General features: G+C 61.6%; 14 protein-coding genes. 2 read left to right on the top strand and 12 right to left on the bottom strand.

The window, feature by feature from the left end; genetic code table 11:
* Nucleotides 1-68 precede the first annotated feature (68 nt).
* The 3 genes from V1292_RS07495 to rimP form a co-directional block, all read right to left on the bottom strand.
* On the bottom strand, nt 69-752 hold the full coding sequence (locus V1292_RS07495) for an RNA-binding protein (RefSeq protein WP_334371476.1): 684 nt from the start codon (nt 750-752) through the stop codon (nt 69-71).
* Nucleotides 753-827: 75 nt separating this feature from the next.
* Nucleotides 828-2,438, bottom strand: a complete 1,611-nt coding sequence (gene nusA / locus V1292_RS07490; RefSeq protein WP_057844732.1) for a transcription termination factor NusA — start codon at nt 2,436-2,438, stop codon at nt 828-830.
* Between the two features lie 3 nt (nt 2,439-2,441).
* The gene (rimP, locus tag V1292_RS07485) at nt 2,442-3,200 is read right to left on the bottom strand and encodes a ribosome maturation factor RimP (protein WP_334371475.1); all 759 of its coding nucleotides are present in this window, start codon (nt 3,198-3,200) and stop codon (nt 2,442-2,444) included.
* Nucleotides 3,201-3,538: 338 nt separating this feature from the next.
* Here rimP and V1292_RS07480 point away from each other — a divergent pair, with 338 nt between their 5' ends.
* On the top strand, nt 3,539-4,609 hold the full coding sequence (locus tag V1292_RS07480) for a DUF2336 domain-containing protein (protein WP_334371473.1): 1,071 nt from the start codon (nt 3,539-3,541) through the stop codon (nt 4,607-4,609).
* Between the two features lie 40 nt (nt 4,610-4,649).
* Here the strand turns inward: V1292_RS07480 and V1292_RS07475 are convergent, their stop codons facing one another.
* From V1292_RS07475 to V1292_RS07450, 6 genes are all read right to left on the bottom strand, one after another.
* The gene (locus V1292_RS07475; protein ID WP_334371472.1) at nt 4,650-5,561 is read right to left on the bottom strand and encodes a heme o synthase; all 912 of its coding nucleotides are present in this window, start codon (nt 5,559-5,561) and stop codon (nt 4,650-4,652) included.
* A 70-nt stretch (nt 5,562-5,631) separates the two neighbouring features.
* Complete coding sequence (locus tag V1292_RS07470; RefSeq protein ID WP_334371471.1) at nt 5,632-6,039, bottom strand: cytochrome C oxidase subunit IV family protein; 408 nt, start codon at nt 6,037-6,039, stop codon at nt 5,632-5,634.
* A gap of 9 nt (nt 6,040-6,048) precedes the next feature.
* Nucleotides 6,049-6,771 carry a heme-copper oxidase subunit III family protein gene (locus V1292_RS07465; protein ID WP_334371470.1) on the bottom strand — a complete coding sequence of 241 codons (723 nt, stop codon included), beginning with the start codon at nt 6,769-6,771 and terminating at the stop codon, nt 6,049-6,051.
* Between the two features lie 11 nt (nt 6,772-6,782).
* Nucleotides 6,783-7,487, bottom strand: coding sequence for a cytochrome c oxidase subunit 3 (locus tag V1292_RS07460; RefSeq protein WP_334371469.1), 705 nt, complete (start codon nt 7,485-7,487; stop codon nt 6,783-6,785).
* On the bottom strand, nt 7,484-9,259 hold the full coding sequence (locus V1292_RS07455) for a cbb3-type cytochrome c oxidase subunit I (protein ID WP_334371468.1): 1,776 nt from the start codon (nt 9,257-9,259) through the stop codon (nt 7,484-7,486). The genes V1292_RS07460 and V1292_RS07455 overlap by 4 nt, the downstream gene beginning before the upstream one ends.
* 76 nt (nt 9,260-9,335) lie before the next feature.
* Entirely contained in the window at nt 9,336-10,169 is an 834-nt protein-coding gene (locus tag V1292_RS07450; protein WP_334371466.1) for a cytochrome c oxidase subunit II, read from the bottom strand.
* A gap of 533 nt (nt 10,170-10,702) precedes the next feature.
* Between V1292_RS07450 and V1292_RS07445 the strand changes: the two genes are divergently transcribed.
* On the top strand, nt 10,703-11,611 hold the full coding sequence (locus tag V1292_RS07445) for a DUF2189 domain-containing protein (protein WP_334371464.1): 909 nt from the start codon (nt 10,703-10,705) through the stop codon (nt 11,609-11,611).
* 422 nt (nt 11,612-12,033) lie between these two features.
* On the opposite strand, the gene trmB is transcribed toward V1292_RS07445, so the two are convergent.
* The 3 genes from trmB to V1292_RS07430 form a co-directional block, all read right to left on the bottom strand.
* Nucleotides 12,034-12,777, bottom strand: a complete 744-nt coding sequence (gene trmB, locus V1292_RS07440; protein WP_334371463.1) for a tRNA (guanosine(46)-N7)-methyltransferase TrmB — start codon at nt 12,775-12,777, stop codon at nt 12,034-12,036.
* The gene (locus V1292_RS07435) at nt 12,774-13,901 is read right to left on the bottom strand and encodes a M20 family metallopeptidase (RefSeq protein WP_334371462.1); all 1,128 of its coding nucleotides are present in this window, start codon (nt 13,899-13,901) and stop codon (nt 12,774-12,776) included. Before V1292_RS07435 ends, trmB begins: the two co-directional genes overlap by 4 nt.
* Nucleotides 13,902-14,024: 123 nt before the next feature.
* Nucleotides 14,025-14,441, bottom strand: a complete 417-nt coding sequence (locus V1292_RS07430) for a helix-turn-helix domain-containing protein (protein ID WP_213252774.1) — start codon at nt 14,439-14,441, stop codon at nt 14,025-14,027.
* Between the last annotated feature and the right edge of the window lie 75 nt (nt 14,442-14,516).

The following is a 14,516-nucleotide window of genomic DNA, read 5'->3' as shown; positions in this document are numbered from 1 at the left end:
TCCTAATCTCGTTAGCGTTGTGCGTTTTCCGCACCGTCATTGAAGCAGGTCTTCGGAACCAATCTTCGTCAGTCAGAATTTCTGGCCGCCATCCCGGTCTTGTCGTCATCGTCCGTCCGGTATCGAACCAGGATCTGGCAGCGCGACAGGAACGTTTTGCTCGCCGGGCCCGCGAGCAGCGCAGCATGTATCACATTTGACCGGCCCAGTGCCAAATCCAATTGTGCCGAGGTTAAGGCACTAACAATCGGCAAATCCCGCGATTCACCGATATTTCGGCCCCTTTGCCCGGCGATCGCGTCCAATTTGCGGATTCCGTCGGCCGCGCCGTCGGAAGCGTGGACCAGGACTTCGGCCCTGCCCTGTTCGAGCAGGCCCTCGACCTTGGCAAAGCCGGAAACCACCTGACCGGCCTTGGCCGCCATGGCCAGTGCCTCGGTGCAGCTTCGTTCCAGCAGGGCCTCGGTATCGGCGGGAAGGGTCGCCGCGACCCGGACGTCGCGCTTGAACCCTCTGCTAAATTGGTGACGCCGCACCGCTTCCGCAACCGTCCGGCGCGAGGCCGATACCCAGAGGCCGCGGCCGGGCAGCTTGCGTTTCAAATCGGGGATCACCTCGCCCGAGGGGGTGACAACGAACCGGATCAGCTCGTCGATCGGACGCACCTCGCGACTGACCGCGCACATCCGCATGGTCGCGGACTTGTCGGTCCGCGGCCCATGGTCGAGATCGGGGTCAGCCAAAGCAAGCATGCCTGTTTGATGGCTCCAGTCATCTGCGCACGGTTTGCGCGCAGAAAAGAGTTTCGGTTTTGCGGAACACCCGCATTACGCCGTCTGGTCTTCGGTGGCTTCAGCCGTCTCGGATTGCTTGGCGAGTTCGGCCTCGGTGATCCAGCCGGCAATGACGCGAGCCTGCATGATCATGGCTTCCGCATCTTCGCGCGAGATCTCGTTGGCGTCGAGAATGCCGGGATGCTTGGTCGGCTCGCCGCCTTCCTTGCGCTCGGTCCAGCCGACCAGGTCGTCGGTGGCGCAGCCCGCCAGATCCTCGACCGTCTTGATGTCGTTTTCGCCGAACTTCACCAGCATCTTCGAGGTCACGCCGGGGACCTTCTTCATTGCATCTTCCACGCCGAGTTCCTTGCGCTTGTTTTCCAGCTCGGTTTCGAGCTGCTCCAGATATTCTCTCGCCCGGCTCTGCAGCTCGTTGGCGGTTTCCTCGTCGAAACCCTCGATACCGGCCAATTCCTTGGCATCGACCAGCGCCAGTTCCTCGACCGACGTGAAGCCTTCGGATGCCAGCAACTGACCCACCACTTCGTCGACGTTCAGCGCTTCCATGAAAACGCGGGTCGAGTTCTCGAAATCGGCCTGACGGCGCTCGGATTCTTCCTGCTCGGTGAGGATGTCGATATCCCAGCCGGTGAGCTGCGAAGCGAGGCGCACGTTCTGGCCGCGCCGGCCGATCGCCAGCGAGAGCTGGTTGTTGGTGTCGGGAACCACGACCTCGATCCGCTCGCGATCCTCGTCGATCACGACCTTGGCGACTTCGGCGGGCGCCAGCGCGTTGACGACGAAGGTCGCGATGTCGGGCGACCACGGAATGATGTCGATCTTTTCGCCCTGCAGTTCGTTCACCACCGCCTGCACGCGCGAGCCGCGCATGCCGACGCAGGCGCCGACCGGATCCACCGAGGAATCCCTGGAAATCACGCCGATTTTCGCGCGCGAGCCGGGATCGCGGGCCACCGCCTTGATCTCGACGATGCCGTCGTAGATTTCCGGCACTTCCTGCGCGAACAGTTTGGCCATGAACTGCGGATGGGTGCGGGAGAGGAAGATCTGCGGTCCGCGGGTTTCGCGGCGGACGTCGAAGATATAGGCGCGGACGCGGTCGCCGTTGCGGAACACCTCGCGCGGCAGCATTTCGTCGCGGCGGATGATCGCTTCACCGCGGCCCAGATCGACGATGACGCTGCCATATTCGACGCGCTTGACGACGCCGTTGACGATGTCGCCGATGCGGTCCTTGAACTCCTGGTATTGCCGGTCGCGTTCGGCCTCGCGCACCTTCTGCACGATCACCTGCTTGGCGGATTGCGCGGCGATGCGGCCATATTCCAGCGGCGGCAGCGTGTCGGCGATGGTGTCGCCGACCTGGGCGCCCGGATTGGCGCGCTGCGCGTCCGCCAGCGAAATCTGGTTCGCCGAGTTCTCGACGTGATCGACCACCAGCATATGGCGGGACAGCCGCAGTTCGCCCTTCTTGGCGTCGATCTCGGCGTGAACGTCGGTCTCGCTGCCGTAACGGGCGCGGGCCGCCTTGGCGATGGCGTCTTCCATCGCGGCGATCACGATGCCGCGGTCGATCGACTTTTCGCGGGCAACCGCGTCTGCGATCTGCAGCAGCTCGAGTTTGTTGGCACTGACTGCCATGGCTTAGTCTCCTTCGGTAGGATCGATCTCGCCCCTGCGGAGTCTTTCTGCAGCGAGGCGGTGTTTCTTTGTATTCGTCGGCTCCGGCTTCTTGCCGGTCTTCGGTTTCTTGCCCTTCGCCGGATCGCTCTTTTTTGCGTGCGGCGGAGGCGGCGGCACCAGCCCGAGATTCTGCTTCAACTCGCGCTCGGCTTGCTTGCCGCGCCGCATCGATTCAGCGATCAACTCGTCGGTCAGAACCAGCCGTGCGTCGGAGATGTCTTCCATCACCAGGAGCACGTCGGCATCTTCGTCCGCGCGTGTGTCATCCCGATGTAGCCGCACGGCATTGCCCTCGACGCCGGCGAGCGTACCACGAAAGCGCTTGCGGCCCTGATGGGCGACTGCCATTTCGATCTTCACGAGATGACCGCCGTAGCGCTCGAAATCGGAGCGACGCACCAGCGGGCGGTCGATGCCGGGTGATGAAATCTCCAGACGGTAGGCACGGTCGATCGGATCGGCGACGTCGAGCACCGGCGACAGCGCCCGCGAGATCGCCTCGCAATCCTCGATCTGCATCGAGCCGTCGGGCCGCTCCGCCATGATCTGGACGGTGCATCCGGCCTCGCCGGAGATCTTGATCCGAACCAGCCGGTAGCCCATTCCCTGCAAAACCGGGCCGGCAACCGCCGACACCCGCGCCGCCACGCCCGGCTCGACGACGAGACGGGGCTCGGCCAAGAGGTCGGCATCCTCGGGAACAGCAGTTGGATCGGTCATGTCCAGGGTCAAAAGCGTCTTACTTGCATGGGTTTAGGCCGGGCCTAACCGGAGGTCCGGTCGGTTCCCCGAACCGCCCTTGAGGCCCGTTCTGGGCAAGGCGGGTTCAGGTAATAAAAAAGAGCGGGTCCCGGGGGGCCCACTCTCAATACGCGATCGTATGAGAACCATAAGTTGCCGCGGATATAGCGGTTTTTCCGCAATCCGACAAGGCCCGCAATCCCGTTAAGGCCGATTTTGCCAAGCTTTGAGAGCGGGGTAAAGTCTAACCCTTCATTCATGAACGCCGCCTAGATTTCCCCGAAAACCAGCCAATTTTGGCCGGTTTAGGTAGGTTTATGATTGCTTCACCATCGCTGATCCCGGAACTCGACGACATTGTCAGTCGTGGCGACCCCAAGCGCCGCGCCGATGCCGCGCGCCGTATCAGCGAACTCTTCCTGCAGGGTGCAGCAAGCTTCCGCCCCGATCACGTCGATTTTTTCGATGGCGTTCTGACCGGCCTCGTTCCGCATGCCGAGATCGAGGCGCGCGCCGAGTTGGCCGAGCGCTTGTCGACGCTGGCGAATGCGCCGCGTGGCCTGGTCGGCCAACTTGCCCATGAGGATGAAATCGCCATTGCCGGCCCGCTGCTGCGCCGCTCGCCGGTCATCGACGAAAAGATGCTGTTCGAAATTGCGTCCATGAAGGGCCAGGGTCATCTGCTGGCGATGGCGGAGCGGCCGACGCTTTCGGCCGATCTCACCGACGTCATGATCGCCCGCGGCGACCGCGCGGTGGTCAGGCGCGCCGCCGGCAATGCGGGCGCGGCCTTTTCATCGGAAGGCTATTCGACGCTGATCAAGCGCGCCGGCCAGGACGGCGTGCTGACGATCAGGCTCGGCCAGCGCGACGATCTGTCGCCTGCGCAATTGAAGGAGTTGCTCTCCGGCTCCATCGACATCATCCGTCGCCGCCTGTTCCAGGTCGTCAAGCCCGAGCGCCAGGCCGATATCAAGCAGGCAATGACTGCCATCACCGGCCCGTCCGAACGCGAGGAGCGACGCGACTTCGTGCCGGCGCAGCGCACGGTGCTGAAGCTCCACCGCGAAGGCGCGCTCGGCGAAGGCGCGTTGCTCAACTTTGCCAGGGTCTTCAAATACGAGGAATCGATCGCCGCGCTGTCGGCGATGACCGGCGTCAAGATCGAAACCCTCGACCGCCTGATCAGCGGCGATCGCTACGATCCGATCCTGATCGCCGGCAAAGCCATCGATCTCGAATGGGCGACGGTGCGCGCGCTGATCATCCTTCGGCTCGGTCCGAACCGGACGGCATCGCCTGCCGACATCGAAAGCGCGCGTGTGAATTACGTGCGCCTGATGCCCATGACCGCCCAGCGCGTCGTCGAGTTCTGGAAGACGCGGTAACGGTCTCGCCGGCTGCCGGCGTTATTGCGCGGGCTTCGTTCTAGCGGGGCTGAGCGTAGGGTGTCGCATTCATCAGCAGCACGCCGAACAGAAGAACCAGATAGAGTATCGAAAACGCAAACAGGCGACGAGCAGGCCGCCGTTGCTTATCGTCGCTCCGATGTACTTGCCATGAAAGAAAAACCATGATCGCCCCAAGGATCGCCGCAGCCGCGCCATAGATCGCTCCGGCGAACCCCAGCGCCCAAGGTAGCAATGAGATCAGAGCGAGAAAAACGCTGTAGAGAAGAATCTGGCGTTTTGTTTCGGCTTCGCCGGCTACGACCGGCAGCATCGGCACGCCGGCCCTAGTATATTCTCCGGCAAGATTGAGCGACAGTGCCCAGAAGTGGGGTGGCGTCCAAAGGAAGATGATCAGGAACAGGATCAGCGGCTCAATCCCGGCACCTCCGGCGGCAGCAACCCAGCCGATCACTGGAGGCAGCGCGCCAGCAGCACCGCCAATGACGATGTTCTGCGGTGTTCGGCGCTTGAGCCACATCGTGTAGACGACGACATAAAAGAAAATTGTGAACGCAAGCAGCGCAGCCGCGGCCAAGTTCAGCAAAGTGCCGAGAGCCAGAACGGCGCACACGCCGAGCATCAGCCCGAAAACCAATGCTTCCGAGCGAGATACACGGCCGCCAGGAATTGGACGCATGGCGGTGCGCGCCATCACCGCATCGATGTCGGCGTCGTACCACATATTGAGAGCACCTGCAGCGCCAGCTCCGGCAGCTATGCAAAGAAGGGCAGCCATACCGGCGAATGGATCGATGTCGCCTGGCGCGACCATGAGGCCGACGAGTGCCGTAAATACGACCAGCGACATAACGCGCGGCTTTGTCAGCGCGACATAGTCCCCGACGTTGGCATACCTCCCGCGAAGGAGAATTGAACGATTGATTTGCATGAGACTGATGCCCCCCTGTTGCAAGCGAACTGGCGACGCCTTGAAGCACCTCCGCGCGAAGCAAAAATAACTACGTCGGTGATGCGAAGAACAGGACCCGGATGAAGTGCGTGTAGTCGGATTCGAACACCATGATGGCCACGAACACCAGCACCAGCACCGGCGGCAGCAGGATAGCGTAGACCAGAGCCAGCCGCTCCCAGGCCATATGCATGAAGACGGCGACGATCAGGCCCGCCTTCAACATCATGAACAGCAGGATCAGCGACCATCTGAGATAACCCTGAAGGCCAAAGTAGTCGACGAGATAGGAGCAGGCGCTGAGGACAAACAACCATCCCCAGACCACGAGATAGAGCTTGATCGGGTGCTGCTGGCCCTCTGCGTGCGCGGCTCCAGCAGCGACTGCGACTGCCTCATGCGTGTGAGTGTGCAGCGAAGGTTGTCGGGTCCCCAAATCTACCGCCACGTTTGTCATGCGTTGACCTCACCAAAGATAGAAAAAGGCAAAGATGAATACCCACACGAGATCGACGAAGTGCCAGTACAGGCCCATTATTTCGACGATTTCGTAGTTTCCCTTCCGGCTCGTGAAGAATCCGCGTCGTCCGTGATCAAAATCTCCGCGCCAGACCTTTCGCGCGATAGCGATCAGGAAAATCACGCCGAAGGTCACGTGCGTTCCGTGGAAGCCTGTGATCATGAAAAAGCTGGAGCCGAACTGCGCCGCACCCCAGGGGTTCTCCCACGGCCGCACTCCCTCCATGATCAGCTTGGTCCACTCGAAGGCCTGCATCCCGACGAACGTTGCGCCAAGTGCTGCCGTAACCAGCATCAGGACTGCGGTTTTGACGCGATCGCGGCGGTAGCCGAAATTAACGGCCATCGCCATCGTCCCGCTGCTGCTGATCAGGACGAAGGTCATGATGGCGATCAGGATGAGCGGGATGTGATGCCCCCCAATCTCGAGAGCGAACACCTCACTCGGATTGGGCCACGGCACGGTCGTGGACATTCGCGCCGTCATGTACGAGAGCAGGAAGCAACTGAAGATGAAGGTGTCGCTCAGGAGGAAGATCCACATCATGGCCTTCCCCCAGGACACGTTCTTGAACGCGCGCTGATCCGAGGACCAGTCGGCGGCGACACCCTTCAAGCCGGCAGTCTGCGCAGGCGATTTTCCAGAGTTTGTCAGCACCGTCTCTGCCATCTGGTCTCTCCCTAGCTGAGCAGCCGGCGACAGATGTCGACGAAATCGTCCGTCCAGCCCGTCAACAGGCCAAGCAAGACCAGCCAGACCAACAGCAGGAAATGCCAGTAGATCGTGCAGAGCTCCACACTCAGGCGCACTTGGGGCATCTCAGCGCCGCGCCACACCTTGGCAGTCGTTCTGCCCAGGGCCACCAGACCGCCCATCAGATGCAACCCGTGCGCCGCGGTGATCATGTAGAAGAAGGAATTGGCTGGATTGGACGCGATGAAATAGCCCGCGGCCCTAAGCTGTTGCCACGCCAGCAGTTGCCCAACCAGGAATGTTACGGCAGACGCTCCCCCTGCGCACAGGCCGATGATTACACCGTCCATGCTGTTCCGGTGCGCGGCCACGTATGCCCATTGCAGCGCGACGCTGCTCACGACCAGGACGCCGGTGTTGAACCACAGCAGCCCCGGCACGGGCAGAGCCCGCCAGTCCACCATGTTCATGCGCATGGAATAAGCGCTCATGAAAAGTGCGAACAACGAACTGGCGACCGCGAGAAATACCCCCAGTCCGATCTTCGCTGCCGGCAGGGTCATTGCTCCCGTGCCCGGGAAGTGATCGATCGAACCTTCTTCCAGCCAGGGTTTGGCTGTCAGCCGTTGCCGCGACAGCCACCATCCAATGATGACCGCTATCACAGCCATGAACAGGATGATGGCGCTCATGGCGCAGCTTCCTGAACGGCCCGTGTCGCGGGCGGCTGGTTCTGCGGAATGAAATCTTCCTTGGCGCCTGGCACGCTGTAATCATACGCCCAGCGATAGACCACCGGGAGCTCCTTGCCCCAGTTGCCGTGTCCGGGCGGCGTCTCCGGCGTCTGCCATTCCAGTGTTGTTGCCCGCCACGGATTGCCGCCGGAAGGCCTGCCCTTGAAATAGCTCCAGACCAGGTTGAACAGGAACACCATCTGGGCGAGGCCCACGATCAGCGCCACCACGCTCATGAAGGCGTTCAGCGTATGCACCGATGGGGTGATGAACGCCGCTTCGCCGATGTCGTGATACCGGCGCGGCACCCCGAGCAGTCCAAGATAGTGCATAGGGAAGAAGATCAGGTAGGCACCGAGGAACGTGACCCAGAAATGGAACTTGCCCATCCAGTCATCCAGCATCCGCCCGGTGACCTTGGGGTACCAATGATAGATTGCTCCCAGCACGACCATGATGGGCGCCACGCCCATCACCATGTGGAAATGCGCGACAACGAACATGGTATCCGAAAGCGGCACATCCACGACGACGTTGCCGAGAAAGAGGCCGGTGAGCCCGCCGTTCACGAATGTTATGATAAAGCCGAGCGCGAACAGCATCGGCACCGTGAGATGAATGTCGCCGCGCCACAGGGTTAGCACCCAGTTGTAGACTTTGATGGCGGTGGGGATGGCGATGATGAGCGTCGTCGTAGCGAAGAAGAACCCGAAGTGCGGGTGCATGCCGCTCACATACATGTGGTGCGCCCACACTATAAAGCTGAGCGCGCCGATCGCCACAATGGCCCAAACCATCATGCGATAGCCGAAGATGTTCTTTCGCGCATGCGTGCTGATCAGATCGGAAACGATGCCGAAGGCGGGCAGGGCGACGATATAGACTTCGGGATGTCCAAAGAACCAGAACAGGTGCTGGAACAGGATCGGGCTGCCGCCGCCATACTTCATCTGCTGCCCCATCTCGACGAGTGCGGGCATGAAGAAGCTGGTTCCGAGGAGACGGTCGAACAGCATCATGACGGAGGCGACGAACAGCGCCGGGAAGGCCAATAGCGCCATGATGGTGGCCGTGAAGATGCCCCATACTGTCAAGGGCAGCCGCATCAGCGTCATGCCGCGGGTGCGCGCCTGCAGCACCGTCACCACGTAGTTCAGCCCGCCCATCGTGAAGCCGATGATGAACAGGATCAGTGAGGACAGCATGAGAATGATGCCCCAATCCTGCCCGGGGGTGCCGGACAGAATCGCCTGCGGCGGGTATAGCGTCCAGCCGGCGCCGGTGGGCCCGCCGGGTACGAAGAAGGTCGAAGCCAGCACGATGACGGCGAGCAGGTAGACCCAGTAGCTCAGCATGTTCACATAGGGGAAAACCATGTCCCGGGCGCCGACCATCAGCGGGATCAGGTAGTTGCCAAAGCCTCCCAGGAACAAGGCTGTAAGCAGGTAGATCACCATGATCATGCCGTGCATGGTGATGAACTGGAGGTACTGGCTCGCATCGATGAAGGAAAATGTGCCCGGAAACCCCAGTTGCAGGCGCATCAGCCACGACAGCACCAGCGCCACCAGACCGATTGCCGTCGCCGTCAGCGAGTATTGGATGGCGATGACTTTGGCGTCCTGCGAAAAGACGTACTGTGTCCACCAGCTTTTGGGGTGATAGAGTTCAACCTCTGCCACTTCGGCAGGCGGAACGTCGACGGTTGCTTCATATGGAACATCGACCATAGAAATACCTCCTCGGTCGTTTCCGTCGGGGGTGAGGACTCGGTCTCACGCGCCCGATCTATCTTCGCAGCGGCACCTACTTGCCGCCTGATCTGTATGTCGCCTTCGTAACGGCGCTTCGGCCTGACAATTCCGCAAACGTCTTCTGTTGCTCCAGCCAGGCGTGATATTCGCTTTCTTCCTCGACGATGACCTTGGCCCGCATCTGTGCATGCGCTGCGCCGCACAACTCGGCGCACAGCACGTCAAACGTTCCGGTTCGGATCGGAGTCATCCAGAAATAGGTGACCATGCCGGGCACCATATCCATCTTGGCCCGGAATTCGGGCACATAGAAATCGTGCAGGACGTCGACTGAGCGGAGCAAAACCTTGATCGGCTTTCCGACCGGGAGGTGCATCTCGCCACTTTCGATCACGACGTCGTCTTGCCCGTGCGGGTCGTCGCGATTCAGGCCCATAGGGTTCTCGGGACTGATGTGGCGGACATCGGTCGTGCCCATCCGGCCATCCTTCCCCGGCAGGCGGAAGGCCCATTGCCACTGTTGGCCCATGACCTCGATCTCGGTAGCGTTCGCCGGAACCGTGACGAACTGGTGCCAGACGAACAGGCCAGGCGCCAGCATGGCTCCGACGCCGATTGCCGTCCCGATGCTGAGCCACCACTCGAGCTTCTTGTTCTCCGGATTGTAGTGTGCCTGTCTTCCTTCCTTGTGATGAAAGCGGAAGACGCAATAGGCCATGAAAGCGATGACCGCGAAGAAAACCGCCCCAGTGATCCAGAAGGTTATGTTGATGGTGTCGTCAATGTAGCGCCAGTTAGTGGCGATCGGCGTCCACCACCACGGGCTGTAGATGTGAAACAGCACCGAGCCGACTGCGACCAAAAGCAGTATGATAGCGACAATCATCCCTCAGTCCTCCTTGCCACCTAAGGCAACGGAGACAAATCGGAGGGCGGAGCTCACACCGTCTGGATGGCCGACTTCACGTGCGCCATCGCAGTGTGTCTTGCCTCGCCCACTTTGACCGGTCGCGACATCCAAACGTGGCGCCGGGCACACGTTACGACCGATTACCATCAAGTCTGGGGCGTCAGTAGTGAGGATGGTACGCGTCGGGGCTGGCGTCAATAGATCACTTCAGCGTCTGCGCGGATGCCAGCAAGCTGGCGAGCATCAGTCAGCACAATTCGTCTGAGATGACGCAATGCACCAAATGACCGTGAACGTGCACAGTTCACCGAACCGTGAGCACTGTCGGGACGCTATGGCGCTAAGCTGTCGGCGAGGTCGCGACAAGTTTCGTCCGGCTAAGCTCCTTTCGATGCATTTGGGTTTGCCGTACTCGGCTCGACCGCGACTCTCGCACACCAGGGCGGAGACGCGCATGTTGCGGCGCGTCGTTTCGACCGCCGCAACTGTGAGCACGGGAGGGTGCGTCCATGGCCACTGTCTATTCCGACAACATCTCAAGAGTTGCACGGCACGTATTCGGCGACGCCGCCACGTATCCCGTTCGCAAAATCAAACTATCCGACCTGGGCGAGGCGCTGCGCCTGGGCTGGGAAGACTTCAGTGCAATGCCAAGTCACGCGGTTGTCCTGTGCGTGATTTATCCCGTCCTCGGTATTTTTCTGTTCAGGATGGTCCTTGGCTATTCGGTACTGCCGCTACTGTTTCCGCTGGCGGCCGGGTTTGCCTTGATTGGACCTTTTGCCGCGATCGGTCTCTACGAGCTCAGCCGCCGCCGCGAGCGCGGCGAGGAAGTCGGCGCATGGGATGCGCTTTCCGTGCTGCGCGCTCCGGCTCTCGGTGCCATGGTCGAACTCGGCGTGCTCCTGCTCGTTCTGTTCGGGGCTTGGATCGGCGCAGCGAACGCTATCTACGTCTCGATCTTCGGCCACGCGCCGGCTGCGAGCATCCCCGATTTCGCAACGCGCGTGCTGACGACGCCGGACGGATGGTCGCTCATCATCGTTGGTTGCGGCGTTGGCTTCCTGTTCGCGGTCGCGGCCCTGTGCGTTAGTGTTGTGTCGTTTCCGTTGATGCTCGACCGCCATGCGACTGCGATTGACGCGATCCGGACCTCGCTGCGGGTCGTGATGAAGAATCCGGTTGAAATAGCCGGGTGGGGACTGATTGTCGCGGCGCTGCTGGTGCTCGGTTCGTTGCCGGTCTTCGTTGGACTCGCTGTTGCTTTGCCATTGCTCGGTCATGCCACCTGGCATCTGTACCGAAAGGTGGTGGAGCCGGATTCCAATCCTCCACAGGAGCAGCCTCGCCTGCGGAAAGGACACCGTTACGCAGCGGATTTCCCGGCCAATCTCTTCCCGTGGAGCCGCGAGCGTTAGCGCGTAACGGTGAAATAGAACCGGGGATCGAGTTGCCGAGTTCGTGTCTACGGCAAATCGATTTGACCCGCGTCGCCGCCTTCGGCGCCATTCATTGCTGACATACGGCTCTGGTTATCGGGGGCTAAAAATTGGCCCCCGACACCAACAAAGCTCCACCGAGGGCCATAAGGAGGATGCCCGGCCAATTCGCGCCAAACCCTAAGAATCGCACGCTGCGCTGGGGCGGCTCCAAAGTCTGGCGAACCGGTCTGGCAGAATCCCGACCGCTAAGCGGTCCCCGCCAAATGGTGGTGCGCGCCATATACAGGAGCCCGCCGATAACGAAGAGCGCGCCAAGTCCCGTCAGGAGCATTCCCGCCTCTCAGTTCGTCGCCCCGCATGGGGTGGACTCAAGCATCCAGGCTCAGAAAGGTTCCCCGCTAGCCGACCCGCCGAAACCGCAGATACGCCGCCACTCTTCCCTCACGCTCGGCTTTGCGGCCGTAGCGCGTCATGGTGTAGGCGTCCCAGGGCTTCTGCCAGTCGGCGGCGCGCTCGGCGGTCCAGACGAAATCCGGCGAGCGCATCAGATGTGCCAGCGTCCAGGCGCAGTAATCGTCAATGTCGCTGACGAAACGGAATTCACCGCCGTCCTTGAGGATGCGCGCCATCGCCTTCACCGTTGCGTCCTGCACGAAGCGCCGCTTCCAGTGCCGCCGCTTCGGCCAGGGATCGGGATGGATCAGGTCGATCCGCGTCAGCGACCGCGGCGGCAGCCAGGCCAGCAATTCCGCGGCGTCGCCGGCGTAGAGCCTGATATTGCCGATGTTGTGCGCCTCGATCTGCGTCAGGATCTTGGCCATGCCGTTCACATACGGTTCGCAGCCGATGAACCCGATGTTCGGATACGCCTGCGCTTCCGCGATCAGATGTTCGCCGCCGCCGAACCCGATCTCGAGCCTGGCATCGGTAGGTCGGCCATCGAACAGATCGGTAAGCCGCTCCGGCGCAGGCGTCGCAATGTCGAGCGCGAGATGCGGCAGCAATTTGTCGATCAGGTCGGCCTGGTGGATGCGGAGCTTGTGGCCCTTGCGGCGCCCGAAGAACGAGCCGCGCGCATGCGTAGCCGCGCCGTCATCGGGCGGGGTGCTGCGATCTTCCGTATCGTTCGTAGCGGATATCATCGCAGCGTCTGGTACAGTCGGAACAGCAGCCGCGCCCTCGGCTCGATCGAGGAGACGTACATCTGCTCGTAGTGGGTATGCGCGCCCCGGCCGTCGACGCCAAGGCCGTCGAGGGTCGCGGTATGCGGCGCGGTGAAATTGCCGTCGGAGCCGCCGCCGGTCGAGGTGTCGACCAGATCGAAGCCGATCTCCGCCGCGATCGTCCTGGCATGCTCGTAGAGCGCGGCGCCGGCATTGCTCTTTTCGTAAGGCGGGCGGTTCAATTCGCCGATCACCTTCACGGTGACGCCATCGCTGCGCGATTTCAGATTGAGGATTTTGGCAACGACCTCGTCGGAATCGGCCATCGTCGGCACGCGCAAATCGACCTCGGCATAGGCCTCTTCCGCGATTACGTTCGGCCTGGTGCCGCCGCGGACCACACCGACATTGACGGTGATACCGCGTGCAAGATCGTTCATCGCCTCCAGCGTTTGAATGACATTGCCGAGTTCGCGGATGGCGCTGCGGCCATCCTCCGGCCGGGTGCCGGCATGCGAGGGCACGCCGTTGATGAAGACCTCGAAGCGACCAACGCCCTTGCGTCCGGTGACGATCTTGCCACCGTCGCGCGCCGGTTCGGTGACCAGCACATATTTCGCCTTGCGGCCTTCGGCCTCGATCAGCGCGCGCGAGGTCGGGCTGCCGATCTCTTCATCGGAGACATAGAGCTGCGTGATGCCGAGCGGCGGCCGTGCACTGTCGGCGCAGATTTGCCGAAACGCATGATAGGCGAGATAGGCGCCGCCCTTCATGTCGTAGATGCCCGGGCCGAATGCGCTGTCACCCTCGATCCGGAATGGCAGCCGCTCGATGAAGCCAAGCGGATGCACCGTATCGAGATGGCTCAGCACCAGGATTCCCGGTTCGCGCTGCCCCCATGCCGAGCGCGCCACCAGATGATCGCCACAGCCGGAGCGGCCGGCGATCCGCTCCACCGTCGCGGGCAGGCCGCGATAGCCTTCAGCGACGAGGTCGGCGAGCTTGTTGACCTGCTCGGGCGCTTCGGTCGGGCTTTCGATTTCGACCCAGCGGCGAATGCCCTCGAGGATCGGTGCGGAATCGAAGGGATTGGTTGTCGTCATGTCGTATCCGATACGGCGTCATGCCCCGATGCGCAATTGCACATCGTGAACCCGCGCCAATGCAGGCGGGAAATGACGGCATATTCCGGAATACGAAATTCTCAAACCGGTGCGCGATAAAAATCAGCGCGGGTCCGGGCCGTCGCGCGACGCGATCTGCTCGACCAATTCGACGATGGAGCGGCGCATTTTGGAATCGGTGATGCGCGTGAACGCGCGCGTCAGCGCCAGACCCTCTGACGTCGCGAGGAAATCGGACACGTAGGCCGGAGAGCCACCGTCGCCAAACCCGTCCGCATTCGCTATGCCGCTCGGCCCGCCATCGAACAGAAACGACACCGGCACCTGCAAAATCTCGGAAATCTGCTGCAGGCGGCTGGCGCCGACCCGGTTGGTGCCCTTTTCGTACTTCTGAACCTGCTGGAACGTGAGGCCGAGCGCTTCGCCCAGCTTTTCCTGACTCATGCCCAGCATGATGCGGCGCATCCGGACGCGGCTGCCGACATATTTGTCGACCGGATTGGGCGCTTTGGTGGACATCTGCATCACTCCTAGGGATTGCGCGCCGGAATGAGGCAGTGGAAATCTATGCCTCAGGCGCGCCGGTACCGTCAT

It is taken from the genome of Bradyrhizobium sp. AZCC 1719, assembly GCF_036924525.1.
In the GTDB taxonomy this organism is placed as follows: Bacteria; Pseudomonadota; Alphaproteobacteria; order Rhizobiales; family Xanthobacteraceae; genus Bradyrhizobium.
This window is presented reverse-complemented; position numbering and strand designations above follow the sequence as displayed.